Origin of the sequence: Nocardiopsis salina YIM 90010 (assembly GCF_000341025.1) — a bacterium.
GTDB lineage: Bacteria > Actinomycetota > Actinomycetes > Streptosporangiales > Streptosporangiaceae > Nocardiopsis > Nocardiopsis salina.
In genome coordinates this window covers 18,282-35,426 of sequence record NZ_ANBF01000141.1, presented here as the reverse complement: position 1 = coordinate 35,426, position 17,145 = coordinate 18,282, and the positions used below count along the sequence as shown (strand labels likewise).

General features: G+C 71.7%; 11 protein-coding genes, 1 other RNA gene and 2 pseudogenes. 5 read left to right on the top strand and 9 right to left on the bottom strand.

The genetic code is table 11. The annotated features are described in order from the left end of the window. Positions 1–707, top strand: a pseudogene (locus D474_RS32300) (hypothetical protein); the annotation flags it as partial. A gap of 336 nt (positions 708–1,043) precedes the next feature. After that, positions 1,044–3,410, top strand: a pseudogene (locus D474_RS28900) (SulP family inorganic anion transporter). A 320-nt stretch (positions 3,411–3,730) separates the two neighbouring features. On the opposite strand, the gene rnpB reads toward D474_RS28900, so the two are convergent. From rnpB to D474_RS0115830, 5 genes are all read right to left on the bottom strand, one after another. After that, an RNA gene (rnpB, locus tag D474_RS30495) (RNase P RNA component class A) lies at positions 3,731–4,120 on the bottom strand. A gap of 22 nt (positions 4,121–4,142) precedes the next feature. Beyond that, entirely contained in the window at positions 4,143–4,793 is a 651-nt protein-coding gene (locus D474_RS0115845; RefSeq protein ID WP_017614528.1) for a histidine phosphatase family protein, read from the bottom strand. After that, positions 4,790–5,551 carry a zinc ribbon domain-containing protein gene (locus tag D474_RS0115840; protein ID WP_017614527.1) on the bottom strand — a complete coding sequence of 254 codons (762 nt, stop codon included), beginning with the start codon at positions 5,549–5,551 and terminating at the stop codon, positions 4,790–4,792. Before D474_RS0115840 ends, D474_RS0115845 begins: the two co-directional genes overlap by 4 nt. 123 nt (positions 5,552–5,674) lie before the next feature. Then, positions 5,675–6,544 (bottom strand): Nif3-like dinuclear metal center hexameric protein, encoded by an 870-nt coding sequence (locus tag D474_RS0115835; protein WP_017614526.1) that lies wholly within the window; start codon positions 6,542–6,544, stop codon positions 5,675–5,677. Between the two features lie 4 nt (positions 6,545–6,548). Next, positions 6,549–6,824 carry a hypothetical protein gene (locus D474_RS0115830; RefSeq protein WP_152476866.1) on the bottom strand — a complete coding sequence of 92 codons (276 nt, stop codon included), beginning with the start codon at positions 6,822–6,824 and terminating at the stop codon, positions 6,549–6,551. A gap of 62 nt (positions 6,825–6,886) precedes the next feature. Here D474_RS0115830 and D474_RS0115825 point away from each other — a divergent pair, with 62 nt between their 5' ends. After that, a complete protein-coding gene (locus D474_RS0115825) occupies positions 6,887–7,738 on the top strand; it encodes a deoxyribonuclease IV (RefSeq protein WP_017614524.1) in 852 nt (283 codons plus the stop codon). A gap of 809 nt (positions 7,739–8,547) precedes the next feature. Here the strand turns inward: D474_RS0115825 and D474_RS0115820 are convergent. The 3 genes from D474_RS0115820 to D474_RS0115810 form a co-directional block, all read right to left on the bottom strand. Next, a complete protein-coding gene (locus tag D474_RS0115820) occupies positions 8,548–9,969 on the bottom strand; it encodes an HNH endonuclease signature motif containing protein (RefSeq protein ID WP_017614523.1) in 1,422 nt (473 codons plus the stop codon). Positions 9,970–10,743: 774 nt separating this feature from the next. After that, positions 10,744–11,475: a winged helix-turn-helix domain-containing protein gene (locus D474_RS0115815; RefSeq protein ID WP_017614522.1), complete on the bottom strand. Its 732-nt coding sequence runs from the start codon at positions 11,473–11,475 to the stop codon at positions 10,744–10,746. A 62-nt stretch (positions 11,476–11,537) separates the two neighbouring features. Further along, positions 11,538–12,818: an MFS transporter gene (locus D474_RS0115810; RefSeq protein WP_017614521.1), complete on the bottom strand. Its 1,281-nt coding sequence runs from the start codon at positions 12,816–12,818 to the stop codon at positions 11,538–11,540. A gap of 219 nt (positions 12,819–13,037) precedes the next feature. On the opposite strand from D474_RS0115810, the gene D474_RS0115805 reads away from it, so the two are divergent. Together D474_RS0115805 and D474_RS0115795 are read left to right on the top strand one after the other, a co-directional pair. Then, positions 13,038–13,382, top strand: a complete 345-nt coding sequence (locus D474_RS0115805; protein WP_017614520.1) for a hypothetical protein — start codon at positions 13,038–13,040, stop codon at positions 13,380–13,382. A 512-nt stretch (positions 13,383–13,894) separates the two neighbouring features. Further along, on the top strand, positions 13,895–16,279 hold the full coding sequence (locus tag D474_RS0115795; protein WP_017614518.1) for a Tex family protein: 2,385 nt from the start codon (positions 13,895–13,897) through the stop codon (positions 16,277–16,279). 156 nt (positions 16,280–16,435) lie between these two features. Here D474_RS0115795 and D474_RS0115790 read toward each other — a convergent pair whose 3' ends face one another. Next, positions 16,436–17,119 carry a GTP pyrophosphokinase gene (locus D474_RS0115790; RefSeq protein ID WP_083931847.1) on the bottom strand — a complete coding sequence of 228 codons (684 nt, stop codon included), beginning with the start codon at positions 17,117–17,119 and terminating at the stop codon, positions 16,436–16,438. Positions 17,120–17,145 lie beyond the last annotated feature (26 nt).

Sequence of the window (17,145 nt, the reverse complement as noted above, 5' to 3'; positions counted from 1 at the left end):
ACGAGAGCGGCAGCCACGCCCGCCCCGACCAGGGAGCGGGAGCGTGGGGGCCGGCCCACGACACCGGGAACCACCACCGCCCCTGGGACAGTGGGACGCACGCCTATCCAGCCCGGGGGACCGACCTCAGCGGATGGCAGAGCCCCCACCACGACAGCGGCGCCTTCAACCGTCCCGTGCCCGGCGAGGCCCCGCCGTGGGGTGTCCAGGACGGCGGTTTTCCGGGCAGTCCGGCCGGCACACACGGCGATCACGGGGCACCCCGGGGGAACGGGCCCTCGCCCTTCGACAGCGGCACCCATGCAGCGCAGCCCGGACCGGGCGGGCAGCCGACCCAGGCACCGTCCGGCGCCCTGTGGAACAACCCGCTCCAGCCGGGCCCGGGTGGCGGATCCCAAGCCCCGGGCGAGCCTCCGACGCACCCGTACCAGGCGACGCCCACGGGCGGGTACCCGGCCGACCTGTGGTCGGGCGGCGCTCCCGGGTACGCCGGTGAGCCCCCGCAGAACGAGGCTCCGGGTCCCGGGTACGCGGACATGCTCGACGGCGGCTACGCCCCTCCGTCCCCGTCCCAGCACGGGGGGCCCGCGCCGGCGGACGGGTGGGGCACCCCCTCGCCCTCGGCGTCGACCGACCCCTACCCGCGGGACGCCTACGGCCGTCCCCTCCCGCCCGAGGACTACTACGACGACGGCCGTTTCCGCTGACACGGTCCCGCCCCGGGGATGACATCGTGTGATCACCCCCACAGTGGCGGGCGACCCAGAAGTTCACGACGCCGAGGCGGCGCACCCCGCGCCACCTCGGCGTTCTTCGTGTGCACCCGGCACTCCCCCTGCCTGTGACGCCAGTGATACCCCTCACAGGACCACCACACTCCGTAACACTGCGGCCGCAGAAGTGACTACAGTTGGTGACTGTCGAGACACAATGCGCGGTCCTTCGGTCCCGTGTGCCCGCCACACGCCACCCTCCACCGCTCTGGTCCGCAGCCCCCGTGCGCCGACGCATCACTTGCCTGGTCCAACCCGAACGGAGTAACCATGCGCAACGACGCCCAGGGAGCACCGCCCCGCGAGCCGTCCGCACCACCGGACGACGGCCGCGGGGCACCCATGGGCCGCAAAGGGATCACCGCCGACGTCGGTGCCTCCCTGGTGGTCTTCCTGGTCGCCGTCCCCCTGTCCCTGGGGATCGCCGTCGCTTCGNCGCTTCGGGCCCCCCCCTCATCGCCGGTCTCATCGCCGCCGTCGTCGGCGGGATCGTGGCCGGCGCCGTCGGTGGGTCGATGGTGCAGGTCAGCGGACCCGCCGCCGGACTCACCATCATCGTCGCCGACCTGGTCATGACCTACGGCTGGCGGGTCACCTGTCTCATCACCCTGCTGGCCGGGCTCGTCCAGCTCGCCCTGGGCGCCTGCCGGATCGCCCGCGCGGCACTGGCCGTCTCCCCCGCCGTCGTGCACGGCATGCTCGCCGGGGTGGGCGTGACCATCGCCCTCGCCCAGCTCCACGTGGTCCTGGGCGGAGCACCTCAGAGCTCGGCGCTGGCCAACATCACCGAGCTCCCCCAACAGATCGCCAACAACCACACCGCCGCCGTCGGTGTCGGCGTCATCACCGTCGCGCTCATGTTCGGCTGGAACCGGATGCCGGCCATCGGGCGCTTCAAGCCGGCCCTGATCCCGGCCGCGCTCGTGGCAGTGGGCACCGCGACCCTGATCGCGACCCTGGGCCGGTGGGAGGTCGAGACGGTCGCCCTGCCCGACTCCCTGGCCTCTGCCTGGAACGGCCCGGCCCTGCCCGAGTCCGACCAGTGGCACGGCATCGCCTTCGCGGTCGCCGCCGTGGCCATGGTGGCCAGCGTGGAGTCCCTGCTCGCCGCGATCGCCGTGGACCGCATGCACAACGGCCGCCGAGTGCAGCTCAACCGCGAGCTGTGCGGTCAGGGCGCGGCCAACACCGTCAGCGGCGCACTCGGCGGTCTGCCGGTGGCCGGGGTCATCGTGCGCAGCACCGCCAACGTGCGCGCCGGTGCCCAGAGCCCGCTCTCGACGATCCTGCACGGTGTGTGGATCCTGCTCTTCGTCGCGCTGTTCGCGCACGTGGTCGAGTTGATCCCCATGCCTGCGCTGGCCGCGTTGCTGGTCTTCATCGGCACGCGCATGGTCTCCATCGCCCACCTGCGGGACCTGCGCCGCCACCACGAGTCCGGGGTCTACCTGACCACTCTCTTCGGTGTGGTCTTCCTGGGGCTGTTGGAAGGGGTCTTCCTGGGCTTCGCTCTCGCGATGATCGTGTCCCTGCGCCGCCTGACCAAGCTCACAGTCACCACCGAGGAGCGCGAGGGCACCGTGCACATCGCCGTCAACGGGTCGCTGACCTTCCTGGCGGTGCCGCGCCTGGCGCACGTGCTGCGGACCGTGCCCGAGGGCACTCCCGTCGACATCGACCTGCACGTGGACTTCATGGACCACGCCGCCTTCGAGGCCATCCACGCGTGGAGGGTCGACCACGAGCGCACCGGCGGACGGGTAGACATCGACGAGGTGCACGAGAACTGGTACGCCCGCAGTTCGGCGCAGTCGGCCCCCGCGGCCAAGACCACACCGAGGGGCTCGGCACGCTGGTGGGCGCCGTGGCAGATGCGCGGCAGTTCCCGCAGCGGCCTCAACCCGGTGGGGCTGCTCGCCGCAGGCGCCCGGGAGTACCACGCGGGCACGGCCGACCGGATGCGCTCCGTGCTCAGCCGCCTCCCCCACGGGCAGCACCCCACGTCACTGTTTGTCACCTGTGCCGATTCCCGGGTGGTGCCCAACGTCATCACCGCGAGCGGGCCGGGCGACCTGTTCACGGTCCGCAACGTCGGCAACCTGGTTCCCAGGCACGGCTCGACAGGCCGGGACGACTCGGTGGGCGCCGCCGTGGAGTACGCCGTCACCGTGCTGGGGGTGCCCTCGATCGTGGTGTGCGGGCACTCCCACTGCGGCGCCATGCAGGCGCTGCTGGACCGCACCCACCGCAGCGCCGAGGAATCGGAGACCGCACACATGCGCCGGTGGTTGGCACACGGCGAGGGCGGGCTCTTCCGCGCCGAACAGGANCGCGGGGCTCCCCGCCGCCGAGGCGCTGCGCCGGCTGGCCCAGGAGAACGTGCGCGAGCAGCTCGAACACCTCATGGATTACCCGGTGGTGCACGAGCGGGTGGAGTCGGGAGAGCTCACCCTGACCGGCATGTACTACGACCTGGAGACCGCCCGGGTACACCTGTTGGACCCCGGCACCGGCGAGTTCGTCGCGGTGAACGGTGTGCAGGACGTGCCCGCGCCCCGCACCGGTGCGGTCGGCGGGGACGGCTCTCAGCTGGTGGAGGAGTCGTCCTCCGGTGCGTCGTCGCGGCCGTCGTCCTGAACGCCCGAGGCATGATAAGCGGCCAGCAGGATGATCGCCACGATCGCCAGGATCGGTAGGCCGAAGAGAACCACCCAGAACATGGTGGAGTCGAACACGTTGCACCCATTCCCGTGAAGCGGACGCCCGCCGGCCCCGTGGTCTCGTCCGAGGCCGGTCGGCGGGCGTTCGCCCGCTCCGGCCGCGGTCACGGAGGCACGGGCCAATCTACAGGCGCGGGCGCCACGTGTCCCATCACTGGGGGGATGTAGGGACCTATCCGTTCCGCAGGTGCACACAGCGGCTGTGCGCGCCGACGGGGCAGGAGAGAAGAAAAGGGTGAGGAGAGTCGGCCGATAAGCCGGATTCTGTCGGTCCCCGCAGGGGACCGGGCGAACATCCATCTGGGGCCGCCGTTGCCGACGGCCTCGGTGCGGTCCACCCGCGGACTCGGGCGGGCAGCCCTCGAACATCCGCGCAGGGACCCTGGGGTCCCCTTTTTGACCTTGCTCCGGGTGGGGTTTACCCAGCCGGCCGGATCACTCCGGCCGCTGGTGGTCTCTTACACCACCGTTTCACCCTTACCACCGCGAGGCGGTAGCGGTCTGTTTTCTGTGGCACTTTCCCGCGGGTCGCCCCGGGTCGGTGTTACCGACCACCCTGCCCTGTGGAGTCCGGACTTTCCTCGAACCCGCGCACCCGGCGCGGTCCGCGATCGCCTGGCCGACTCCCCTCGACACCGATCCTACCGCCTCACAGGCTCTCCCAGGCCAGATGGGCGGTGTCGTTGAGCGAGCGCACGACCATGGGGCCGTCGGCGTAACAGTCGACCCGGGACAGGCACGCAGTGTCCAGGTGCATGCGGTACAGCGCCTCGAGCGGGGCCGCCATGGCCTGCTGCACGAGGATCTTGATCGGGGTGACGTGGGAGACCACCAGCACGGTACGGCCGCGGTGGCGGCGAAGGAGCGCGTCGCGGGCCGCGCCCACACGGGCCGCCACCTGGGCGAAGCTCTCACCGCCGGGCGGGCCGACCTGCGGGTCGCTGACCCACCGGTCCACCCCGCCGGGGTCGACCGCGCGGGCCTCGGCGAAGGTCATCGCCTCCCACTCACCGAAATCGGTCTCCACGAAACCCTCGTCGACCTCGACCGGCAGCCCCAGCTGCTCGGCCGCGTGGGCAGCAGTGTCCCGGCACCGGCTCAACGGCGAGGAGACCACCGCGTCCACGGGCCAGGCCGCGACCCGGCGTGCGGCGGCGCTGGCCTGTTGGTGGCCCTCGTCGGTCAGCTCGACGTCACCGCGGCCGGCGAAGCGTTTGTCCACGGACAGCGGTGTCTGACCGTGCCGCAGCAGCACCAACCGGGTCGGCTCGGTGTCGGGAGCACCCCACCCCGTACTCACTCGGCGTCCCGGCCCGCCGCGTCGGAGTCCTCGGTACGGATCAGGATCCGTCGGCAGTCCTCGCAGCGCACGATCTCGTCGGCGGCGGTCGCCTTGATCTCGTTGATCTCGGCGGTGCTGAGCACGAGCTTGCAGCCGCCGCAGCGCCCGTACCGCAGCGGAGCCGCGGCCACACCGTCGTACTGGGCGCGCAGCTTGTCGTACAGGGCCAGCAGGTCGGCGGGGACCTCCTCGGCCACGCGCTCGCGGTCCTGGGAGAGGCGGGTACGGTCCAGGTGGATCTCGGCCAGGGCCGTGTCGCGGCGGGCGACGGTGGCGGTGTGCTCGGCCACGGCCTCCTCGCGGGCGGCGGCGACCCGGTCGACCTCGGAGGAGAGCTCCTCGGACTGCTCCATGACCTCCAGGACGATCTCCTCCAACTCCCCCTGGCGGCGGGCGAGGGAGGCGATCTCCGACTGGAGGTTCTGCAGCTCCTTGGCGTTGGTGATCTGTCCGGACTCCAGGGCCTTGTTGTCGCGGTCGGCGCGGTTGCGCACCTGTTCGACGTCACTCTCGGCCTTGCGCTGGCGGCGCTCGATGTCGGAGGCCTTGGTGCGCACCGAGATCAGTTCCGCCTCGAGCTCGTCGGCGCGTTCCTTGAGCGCAGCGGCCTCTGCCACCTCGGGCAGGGTGCGGGCACGGTGGTCCAGGCGCTGGAGCTCGGTGTCCAGGTTCTGCAGGTCGAGGAGTCTGGCCTGCGCAGCGGGTTCGGCTTTCACTTGTGAGGTCTCCTGGAGTGACTGAGGGAAGGCGCGATGGCCGTCGGCGCCCTGACTCTGTTCAGTTGGTCACCGGCCGCCGGGCCGGCTGCGGGGACGGTGCCCCGCGGAGGTGGGTGTGTCTCACCCTTGGTGGAACGTCTGTGACCAGGCATCCGTCACGGTCGTCGACACGCGCATCTCCACGTTAGCTCCCCCGGGACCGGCCTCGCGCGCGAGTGCGTCGGCCAAGTGCACCGAACCGTCGGTGAGCCAGGGCCACTCGCTCGCGAAGTGGGCGGTGTCCACGAGCGCGGGGGCACCCGGCTCCTCGACGAACTCGGAGGAGGGGTGGTGGCGCAGGTCGGAGGTGACGTAGGCGTCGACCCCTGCGGCGCGGGCCGCACCGAGCAGGGAGTCACCGGAGCCCCCCGAGACCGCCACGGTGGTGATGAGCCGGTCCGGGTCCCCGGCCACGCGTACCCCGCCGGCCGTGGCGGGCAGGCCGCGGGCGACCTGGTCGGCGAAGTCGTGGAGGACGAGCGGCTGGTCGAGGGTACCGATGCGCCCGATGCCGCGGCGGCCCTCGGGGTCTGTGGGGTCGGGGTCGAGAGGGCGCAGCGGCCCGGTCATGCCCACGGCCCGCGCGAGGGCGTCGGAGACCCCGGGTGCGGCGGTGTCGGCGTTGGTGTGCGCGGTGTACAGGGCCGTGCCGGAGCGGATGAGGCGGTGCACGATCCGGCCCTTGGGGGTGTCGGCGGCGACGCTGTGCACCCCGCGGAGCATGAGCGGGTGGTGGGTGATGACGAGGTCCGCTCCCCAGAGCAGGGCCTCGTCGACGACCGCCTCGACGGGGTCGACCGCGAAGAGGATCTTGCCCACGGTCCGGTCCGGGTCTCCGCATGCGAGTCCGACTGCGTCCCAGGAGGCCGCCCACGCGGGCGGATAGATCTTCTCGAAGGCCGCGGTGACGTCGGACAGGCGGGGATGCGGGTTCTCGGTGCTCACGAGCACGAGACTAGGGCATCGTGGGCGTGTGCGCGGCCGGAACCGGACCTTCGCCCGCGCCGTCGCCGAACGCGGCCGTGAGCACGTGTGCGGCCCCGCGCATGCGCCGGACGGCCTCCGGAGGTGCTTCGCAGGTCAAGGGCTCCCCGAGAGCGGCCACGACGGCGATGTGGCGGCAGAGCAGATCCAGGTCGTCGGCGCTCACCCGGACCTCGCAGTGGTACTCGTCCGTTCCACCTCTGGCACTGTCACCGACCGCTGCGGTGAGGCCCCCGGACCGGGACACGCACCGGGTGTGAACACCGGCACGGCGCGCTGGCTGGGTCCACGCCGTAAGCTTGGGCGGCGATGAACGACACTCAGTACCCCTTCACCCCGGTCGGCGCGCACGTCCCGGTCGCGGGCGGTATGGCCACCAAGGGGTTGGCCTACGCGGACCAGATCGGCGCCGAGAGCATCCAGGTCTTCACCTCCAACCCCCGCGGGTGGGCGACCAAGGAGGGCGACCCGAAGCAGGACGAGCGCATGCGGGACACCGAGCTCCCGGTGTTCGTGCACTCGCCCTACCTGATCAACCTGGGCACGACCAACGAGGCGACCGCGGACAAGTCCGTGCACTCGCTGGGGCACACGATGCGGCGCGGGGCGGAGATCGGTGCGGGCGGCGTGGTCGTGCACACCGGCTCGGCCGTCTCCGGCGGCCGCGAGGCCGGGCTCGCGCGCACGCGCGAGCGCCTCATGCCGCCCCTGGAGGAGCTGGGCGACGGTGTCCCGCCGCTCCTGCTGGAGCCGATGGCCGGGCAGGGCCAGGTCCTGTGCGCGACCGTCGACGACCTGGTGCCCTACTTCGAGGCGCTGGACTGGCACCCGAACGTGGGCGTGTGCCTGGACACCGCGCACCTGTTCGCGGCCGGGCACGACATCTCCACGCGCGCGGGTATGCGCGAGGCCCTGGACCGGTTCGGTGAGGTCGTGGGCGCCGACCGCCTGTACCTGATCCACGCCAACGACTCCAAGGCCCCGTGCGGCAGCAACAAGGACCGTCACGAGAACATCGGCAAGGGCCACATCGGCGCCGACGCCTTCGGTGAGCTGTTCACCCACCCGGTCACGGCGGGGGTGCCGATCACCCTGGAGACGCCCGGGCCGGAGGGTCCGCACGGCGAGGACGTGGCCACGCTCAAGGGGCTCCGGCCGTAGGCCAGGGCGGTGGTTGGGTCGGGTTCGTTGGTGTTGCCTCGGGGGCGGTGGTTCGTCGGGGTCGGGAACGATAGCCCGGCGGGCCCTGTACGCAACCCACATCGGCGCCCCTTCCAGTGCTCTTGGACGGGTGGAGAGTGTGCGGGTGGGTGCTCGGTTGCTCGGGGCGCCTCGGGGTGTGCGCTCCGGGCCTGTTCGCCGGGCTCACCCGACCCGCATCGACGAACCCCTTCGCCCCCGAGGCCCCCTGACAGCCCAAAAGAACGGGTCCAAGAGCCAACGGCAACTACACACCCCCTGGGGTGCTTCATTGCGACCAACGCTTGCGGCGTGTGCACCCCTCCCCGCACCTGCGACAGCACAAGCCGCCCCCCTGCACTCCCGGCAGGGCACGGAGTGCCGGAGGCTGGCACGCGTGCGGGCGGGCCCGGAATTCCCGGGCGCGGAGCTCTCGAGGCCGTGGTCCTCGTTGACGGTGCACCCACGGCCGGCGGGGCAACACCGGCGGAACGTGCAGGTGCAGGCCCTTGGTGTGTGGCGGCCGGGGCGGGCCGCTGTGCTGACGACCAGTCGTGCTGGCCGCTGCTTTCGGCTGTACTGCACGCCGCCTACCGGTAGCGGTAGCTGTGTGCTGGGAAGCGGGGTCGGATCTCGGGGGCGCATCCCGGGGCGGGGTGTGCCTGGCCGCCGGCATGGAGATTCTCTATCCGTGGCTGCCACTGGTGGGTGCGGGCGTAGGTGAACACCCCAGGGGTCACCCACCCCACGGGGGCAAGCCCCTGGGGGTGGGTGGGGTGCGGGTGTGGGTGTCAGCCGGAGGGCGGGGCGTTCGCCGGGGGCGGGCCGGTGTCGGTGGGAGGGTCGCCCTCGCCCGGCGGTCCGGTGGAACCGGCCGGGGCCTTCGCCGTCGCCGTCGGGACCGCGGTCGCCGTGGGCGCCTCGGCCCCCGTCGCCGCCTTCGGTGCCTTCTGCTGCGCCGCCGCCCGGTGGTCGGCCTTGATGCTGTGGCGGTACTTCAACCGGTTGTGGGTCCGGCACAAGGGCTGGAGGTTGTCCAGGCTGGTGGTGCCACCGGCCGAGAACTCCACGATGTGGTCGGCCTCGCACCACGAGGCCGGCACATCGCACCCCCCGTCCCAGGCGCAGCGCGTGTGGCCCGCGAAGGCCGCCTCGCGCAGCCCCTTGGGGGCCAGGCGGTGGCCGCGGCCCAGATCCAGAGTCCGGCCGGTGCCGGGGTCGAAAACCAGGCGGCGCATGATCGACTCCGCCGCCAGTGCCCGCACCTGGGAGAGGGCCAGGGTGTGGCCGTCCCCGGTGACCGCGGCGTCAGAACCGCTCTGGCCCTGGAAGGTGGCCAGCGGCACCGTGATGTTCAGGTAGGCCTTGGGGCCGGGCGCCTTGGCGCACCCGTGGTGGCCGTGCGCGAAGCCCGCCGCGGCCAGGAGGGCGTCGTAGGTGCGGGTGCTCTTGGCCCGCACCACACCACCGTCGGCCTCAGAGCCGACGGGGGCGGTGAAGGAGTCCAAGGCCGCCTGGAAGCGCTCGGCGTCGGAGGCCGGGCCCCAGGCGGTGAAGTGGAAATCGCCCTCGAACCCCCGCGAGAGCCGAGCCCCGCGCGCCTCGAACGCGGCCTGCTCGTCCTTCTCCGCCCGCCCCGGGCACAGGCCCGCCCCCAGACGGTGGGCCGTCCACTTGAGGGTGGCCACCGAAGTCCGGGGGCGCTCACGCTTGAGACCGACCAGGCCGGTTTCGATGCGGGCCCGGTAACCGGCCTCCTGGGGCCACTGGGCGGTGTCGCGCTTGTTCGTCTGCTCCTTGACGCACACGGCGATGGCCGCGGCCTCACCGACCGAGACGGCGCCCTCCTCCAGCGCTGCCGACGTCAGGGGCAGCCCACCCTCGTGCAGGCCCCGCGCCAAAACGCCGAGGGGCTTGGCGTGGGTGCCGCCGATGCCGCGGGCGTGGGTCAGGTACGTTTCCACGTTCTTCTGGCCACCGGAGTGCAGCAATTCTCCCGAGGATTCCATGGCCGCGAGCGGGGACAGCGTGGCCAGGGTGAGGGTCTCGATCAATGCGTGGGCCTTTTCCACGCGCGCGATCATTTCGCCCGCGGCGCCGAAAGGGATATCGCCCTGGAAGGTCTGCGCGAACTCCTGCACCGCGGCGAAGGCGCGCGCGGCGACCGGGTCGTTGCCCGGGCCGGTGTGCGCTGCTGCGGTGTGGTTCGTCATGCTTCAATCATAACCCGGCGGCCCCCGGAAAAGGCAGTGCCCGAAAGGCAACAAAGCCCTTACCCAACACGCCGATCCGGCCGTTCATGAACCCCGGTTCCGGCCGTCCCGCGTGCCCCGAAAAGACCGAAAAAAGGTCTGTGGATAACTCCACGGGGGCCTTTTTTGGTTGTCCTGGCACGAGGGGGGAACAACCGCGAGCCTGCCCACGGTACAGAGAATCTCCCACCCAGGGCCGCCCGCCCGCACGCGTGCCAGCCTCCGGCACTCCGTGCCCTGCCGGGAGTGCAGGGGGGCGGCTTGTGCTTTCGCAGGAGCGGGGAGGGGTGCACACGCCGCAAGCGTTGGTCGCAATGAAGCACCCCCGGGGGTGTGTAGTTGCCGTTGGCTCTTGGACCCGTTCTTTTGGGCTGTCAGGGGGCCTCGGGGGCGAAGGGGTTCGTCGATGCGGGTCGGGTGAGCCCGGCGAACAGGCCCGGAGCGCACACCCCGAGACGCCCGGGCCGAACTCCACTATCCCTGTCCGGGCCGGGGTGTGGGGGCGGCGCCGATGTGGGTTGCGTACAGGGCCGGCCGGGCTATCGTTCCCGACCCCGACGAACCACCGCCCCCGAAGCAACACCAACGAACCCGACCCAACCACCCCACCTCAGCCGCCCCGAGGCAACCAAGAAACCCCGTTTCCATCACCCAGGGCCCCGATCACACGCTCAACGTCAACCCCCGAACCACTTTCCGGGGTCGGCCTCCCCCGTCGTCGGGTTCTCGGTGCCCCTACTTCGCGTCGGGCTCTCCGTCAGCGTCGGGGGCCACGTCGGCGCCGGATTCGGAGGACTCCCCATCGGCAGCCGGGGCCGCCTCCGTCTCGGAGGCGAGCAGGCGCGCGAGCACGGGGAACAGGTTGATCTGGACCTCCACGGTCTCTGCGCCCGGAACGTCGTCGGCGACGCGGCCCTCGGGCACGTTCTCGCGCTGCCACCGCCACATGAAGTCCAGCAGGTCCTGGTAGAGCGCCTCTGCCTCCTCCGGGGTCAGGGGCATCGGGAAGTTGGAGTCGCCGGAGGCCCTGCGCCACCGCTGTACGTCCGGGTCGTGCGGGTCGGATGCGGCCAGCTCCTGCCAGGACTTGAACCGCTGTTCACGGGCGTCGTAGTGGTACTCGAGCACGGCGTCGGCCGCGTGGCGGGTGGAGGGGTCCTGCCGGAAAGCCTGCCCCTGCACGGACCATCCCCCGCGCCGGGCCTGCCACCAGCGTTCGCGCCCACCACCACGCCCCTCGGCGGGTTCGATGAAACCGTGCTTGGCGAGCTGGCGGAGGTGGTAGCTGGTGGATCCGCTGCTCTCCCCCAGGCGCTTGCCAAGGATGGTCGCGGTGGCCGGCCCCCTCAGCTGGAGCTGGTCCAGGAGGCGTCCGCGCAGGGGATGCGCCAGTCCGCGCAGGGCGGTGGCGTCCACGTCCAGGTGGTTGTCGGGACGCTCGGAGGGGGGCGGGACGCTCTCTGCCATGGGGCCACCGTAGTACGGGCGGGGCCGCTCCCCCGCGCGTGGCCGGGGCTGCGGCTCCTGCGTCATCGGGCCCGGTCGGCCTCGATGTCCATGGCCCGTGCGGCCTCCGAGATCCGGTGGCGCAGGAGCCAGACCACAGTGATCGTGATCAGCGGCCCGGCCAGGTAGGGCAGCGCCAGGTCGATGCGGCCGAGCAACCCTCCCAGCAGCGCGCCGATCGGCGCCAGCCCCCAGGCGATGGTGCGGAACGCGGCAGAGACGCGCCCGCGCAAATGTTCGGGCACCACGATCTGCATGAACGGGGAGGCGGCGATGTTGGAGGCCGTCATGGCCAGCCCGGTCAACGCCAGGGCCGGTACCGCGGTCCACACCGACGGGACCGCGCCCATCAGCATCAGCCCCGCGGAGAAGCCCAGGTACCCGCCGAACATCACCGTGCGGCGTCCGAACACCCGCACGAGCCGGGCGCTCACCACGGCCCCCGCGAGCCCGCCCACGGCCAGGGAGGCGAGGAAGACGCCGTAGAGCGCGTCCGGCACACCCAGCACGTTCTGCACGTAGAGCACCTTGACGGCTGTGGCGCACTGGATGCCGATCATGCACGAGGCGTTGACCAGCATGAGCGCAGGAAGCAGCCGGTCGTGGCGGATGTGGCCGAGGCCCTCGCGCAGGGAGACCCACACCCCGGTCTCCGGCCCGTTGCGTTCGGTGACGGGCTCGCGGCAGAGCTCGGGGCGCCGGCGCAGCAGGGCGAGCACGAGAACGGCGAGCAGGGCGCTGAGGGCGTAGGAGAGCACGACACCGGCGACCGGCAGAACGGCCGCCACGGCGAAGAGCATCCCGGACACGGGCGGCCCCACGAAGTCCTGCATCACGGTGCGCGCCCCCTCCGCACGCCCGTTCGCGCGGTCCAGGTCGGGCCGGACCACGACACGCGTGACGGTGATCCGGGTGGCGGGGTCGGTGACGGTCTCGCAGCAGATGACCACGAACAGGGCCGCGTACAGCAGCCAGACGGTGTGGTTCCCGGTCAGGACCGCCAGTGCGAGCAGGGCGACAATGGCGGCGGCGACCGCGTTGGACACGACCATGGCGCGCAGGCGGTCGACCCGGTCCAGGAGCACCCCGGAGAACGGGGCGACCAGGAGCCAGGGCAGGAAGCGGGCGACGGTCAGTCCGGCGACGGCCAAGGGGTCCTGGGTCAGGGCGGCGGCGATCAGGGGCAGCGCCGTGGCGAGCATGCCGTCGCCGAGGTTGGTGGCGGCGCCGGCGCCCCAGAGCCCGCCGAATGCGGGTCCGAGCGGGGCTCCGCGTCCGGGGCGCTTCGGTGCACGGGTGGCCATGACAGCTCCTCACCGTGGGGGCAGGAGCCTCACGCTACTCCAAATACTCCTTTGCAAATATATCTCTGCAAAGATTTCTCTGTCTTATGGCCGACTGCGGCCGTGGACCCGTACCGCGAACGGCGAAGGACCTCCTCCCCATCCGGGCCCCCTTGGGTGACAATGGACGCGACCGCGCACCCGCCGAGCGACAGCCCCGCAGGAAGGGACGGCCCCACCATGGACCCGCTGAGCCTGGTCATCGGCGCGCTCATCGCTGCGGGCGGAGTGGCCGTCGGACGGCTCTCCACCCGGCACCAACTGCGTGCCGCCCAGGAGCACGAGCGCGGCCGCGAGCGCGCGCGCATCGCCGAGGGCGGGCCGCGGTCCGTGCAGCCCCTGTGCGGGTGCGGCCACCACCTGGTCTTCCACGACCGCGAGTCGTCCAAGTGCCAGAGCCAGGTCGTGATCCCCGGACACTGGACCGGGTCGAACGAAACCACATACCGCCAGTGCATGTGCCAGGGCTACCGTGGCCCGCGCCCCATAGACCCCTACTACGCCCCCGACCTCAACGAGACGTGAGCCAGGCCGCCGATCACGCCGGCTCCGCCTTCCCCCGCCCCGCTGATCGATCACCCGACCCCGTTGACCTGCGGGGGCTGACGGGTACCCCTCCTACATGGATCCACTCGTGACCGACCTGCTCCTCGCAGCGGTAGCCCTGTTCGGAACTCTCGCCATCATCGCCGTCGTGGGTTACCTCGCCATGCGCGAGGAACGCCGCAGCCACCTCTGAGCGACCACAGCCGAGCCCCGCACCCGGCCAATGCCGGGCAGGGCGCCGGCACGACCGCGACCGACGAACGGCGCGCGCACCGGAACACACCGGTACGCGCGCCTCTTTTCTGCCCGGCCTCCCTCTCCCCCACCCCGGCTGTCCGACAGCCGCGCTGCGCCGCACGTGGTGCGAGCACCGCCGTGGGTGGGGGACCCTGGACACGGGGCGGGGCCGGGGTGACAACTGTTCGCCGCGGCAAGAGAATGTCCCCGCACGGATCAGCCAGAGAGTGGACTTACGACCAGTGACGACCCCTGTGACACCCACGATCGACCAGCGCATCGCCGAGGAACTCGGCGTCGGCGCGCACCAGGTCGAGGCCGCCGTCGGGCTCCTCGACGGCGGTTCGACCGTCCCCTTCATCGCCCGTTACCGCAAGGAGGCGACCGGCGGGCTCGACGACGCGCAGCTGCGCGCCCTGGAGGAGCGGCTCCGCTACCTGCGGGAACTGGACGAACGCCGGAGCGCGATCCTGGAGTCGATCCGCTCCCAGGGCAAGCTGGACGACGACCTGGAGTCCCGCATCCGCGCGGCCGACACCAAGGCCCGCCTGGAGGACATCTACCTCCCCTACAAGCCCAAGCGCCGCACCAAGGCCCAGATCGCCCGCGAGGCCGGCCTGGAACCGCTGGCCGACGCACTCATGGGCGACCCGGGCCTGGATCCGCAGGAGACCGCCGCAGGGTATGTCGACGCCGAGCAGAACGTGGCCGACACCAAGGCCGCCCTCGACGGCGCCCGCGCGATCCTCGTGGAGCGCATGGCCGAGGACGCCGACCTGACCGGGCTGCTGCGCGAGCGCCTCTGGGAGCGGGGACGCCTGGGTTCGACGGTCCGCGAGGGCAAGGAGGAGGCCGGAGCCAAGTACTCCGACTACTTCGACTTCTCCGAGGCCCTGACCGACCTGCCCTCCCACCGGGTCCTGGCCCTGTACCGGGGGGAGAAGGAGGAGGTCCTCACCCTCGATCTCCGGCCGGAGGAGCCCACCGAGGGCGAGGAGTCGGCGACCGCGCGCACCTCGTACGAGAACGCGATCGCCCACCACTTCGAGGTCGTCGACCGGGGCCGCCCCGCCGACAAGTGGCTGCAGGACACCGTGCGCTGGGCCTGGCGCACCCGGATCCTGGTGCGCCTGGACATCGACGTGCGCATGCGCCTGTGGCAGCACGCCGAGGACGACGGTGTGGGCGTCTTCGCGGCCAACCTGCGCGACCTGTTGCTGGCCGCCCCCGCCGGGAGCCGCGCCACCCTGGGCCTGGACCCGGGCCTGCGCACGGGTGTGAAGGTGGCCGTCACCGACGCGACCGGCAAGGTCGTGGCAACCGACACCGTGTTCCCGCACGCGCCGCGCCGCGACTGGGACGGTTCCATCGACCGGTTGGCGAAGCTGTGTGCCGCCCACGGCGTGGAACTGGTCGCGATCGGCAACGGAACCGCCTCGCGCGAGACCGACAAACTCGCCGGGGACCTGCTCGAGCGCCACCCGGAGTTGAAGCTGACCAAGGCCGTGGTCTCCGAGGCCGGGGCGTCGGTGTACTCGGCCTCCGCGTACGCCTCCGAGGAGCTTCCGGACCTGGACGTGTCCCTGCGCGGTGCGGCCTCCATCGCCCGGCGCCTGCAGGACCCGCTGGCCGAGCTGGTCAAGATCGACCCCAAGTCGATCGGCGTGGGCCAGTACCAGCACGACCTGGCCGAGACGAAGTTGTCGCGGTCGCTGGACGCGGTCGTGGAGGACTGCGTGAACGGCGTCGGCGTCGACGTCAACACCGCCTCGGTGCCGCTGCTGACCCGGGTGTCGGGTGTGACCTCGACGCTGGCGCGCAACATCGTCGCTCACCGGGACGACAACGGCCCCTTCCGCAGCCGGGGTGAGCTGAAGAAGGTCTCCCGCCTGGGCCCGAAGGCGTTCGAGCAGTGCGCGGGCTTCCTGCGCATCCCTGACGGGGACGACCCGCTGGACGCCTCTGCGGTGCACCCCGAGGCCTACCCGGTGGTGCGGCGCATCCTCGACTCGGTCGGCACGGACCTGCCCTCGTTGATCGGCGACGAGAAGGCGCTGAAGCAGCTGCGTCCGCAGGACTTCGTCGACGACACGTTCGGGCTGCCGACGGTCAACGACATCTTCTCGGAGCTGGACAAGCCCGGGCGCGACCCACGTCCGGCGTTCGCCACCGCCGCCTTCAAGGAGGGTGTGGAGAAGCTCGACGACCTGGAGCAGGGCATGCTCCTGGAGGGTGTGGTCACCAACGTGGCCGCGTTCGGCGCGTTCGTGGACGTGGGTGTGCACCAGGACGGCCTGGTGCACGTGTCCGCGATGTCGAACAAGTTCGTGGAGGATCCGCGCGAGGTCGTCAAGCCGGGCGACATCGTCAAGGTCAAGGTGCAGGACGTGGACATTCCCCGCAAGCGCATCTCCCTGACCATGCGTCTGGACGACGAGGCGTCCTCGGACGGCGGTCGGAGCAGCGGGCGCAGCGAGCAGCCGGGCGGACGCGGTGGACGCGGAGACCAGGGCGGCGACCGCAAGCGGGGCCGCGGCGGCCGGGGCGGCCGGGGCGGCAAGAACCACGGCCAGAAGCAGGAGCAGGCCCCTCAGGGGGCCATGGCCGAGGCGCTGCGGCGGGCGGGCCTGAGCTCCTAGGGCCGTCTGCGGGGTCGCGTTGCCCCACGCACGCGCACCGGCGGGCGGGTGCCTCTGCGGAGGTGCCCGCCCGTTCTGTTGCCGCAAACCGCCCCGGGGCGGTCGGCCGCTCCCGGAGTCCGCGCCGGGCGGCGGGGTTCCGGCCCGACGGCCCGATCAGTCGGTGCGCCGGGCGTTGACCCGTTCGGCCAGGGCGCTGAGCAGCTCGTCGGCCAGCGGGAGCTTGCGCAGGTCCTCCGGCCCAGGAAGCGGCGCCTGTTCCCGGTCGCCGAGCTCGCGCACCTCGCCGTGCAGGCGTTCCATGGTCTCGTCCAGCCTGTGGGCGGTCTCGGCAGCCGTGCGCAGCTCGTCGAGGAGTTCCTGGGGCACGGCCTGGTCGTACTTGTAGTAGATCTTGTGCTCCAGGCTGGCCCAGAAGTCCATGGCGATGGTGCGGATCTGGAACTCGACCGGCACCTCCACGGTGCGGTCCGACATGCGCACCGGGGTGCTCACCAGCAGGTGCAGGCTCCGGTAGCCGTTGGACTTCGGAGAGCTGATGTAGTCCTTCTCCTCCGTGACCCTGATGTCCTCGTGCCCCGAAAGCAGGTCGCGGATCGCGTAGGTGTCGGAGAGGAAGCTGCAGGAGATCCGGATCCCGGCGATGTCGAGGATGTGCTCGGAGATGCTGTCCAGGTCGAGCGGGACCCCTCGCCGGCGGGCCTTCTCCAGGATGCTCGAGGGCGACTTGAGCCGGGAGTCGGCGTGCTCGATCGGGTTGTGGTCGTGGGTGTAGCGGAATTCCTCGCTGAGGATGTTCACCTTCGTCATGAGCGTGTCGATGGCGAACTTGTACGACATGAGGAATCGGGCGACGTCCTCACGCA

What these genes read in the sequence shown, in the direction of transcription:
- D474_RS0115825 (WP_017614524.1), top strand. Translation starts at nt 6,887, where the DNA reads ATGAACGACACTCAGTACCCCTTCACCCCGGTCGGCGCGCACGTCCCG.
- D474_RS0115790 (WP_083931847.1), bottom strand. Translation starts at nt 17,119, where the DNA reads ATGTCGTACAAGTTCGCCATCGACACGCTCATGACGAAGGTGAACATC.
- D474_RS0115815 (WP_017614522.1), bottom strand. Translation starts at nt 11,475, where the DNA reads ATGGCAGAGAGCGTCCCGCCCCCCTCCGAGCGTCCCGACAACCACCTG.
- D474_RS0115820 (WP_017614523.1), bottom strand. Translation starts at nt 9,969, where the DNA reads ATGACGAACCACACCGCAGCAGCGCACACCGGCCCGGGCAACGACCCG.
- D474_RS0115805 (WP_017614520.1), top strand. Translation starts at nt 13,038, where the DNA reads ATGGACCCGCTGAGCCTGGTCATCGGCGCGCTCATCGCTGCGGGCGGA.
- D474_RS0115810 (WP_017614521.1), bottom strand. Translation starts at nt 12,818, where the DNA reads ATGGCCACCCGTGCACCGAAGCGCCCCGGACGCGGAGCCCCGCTCGGA.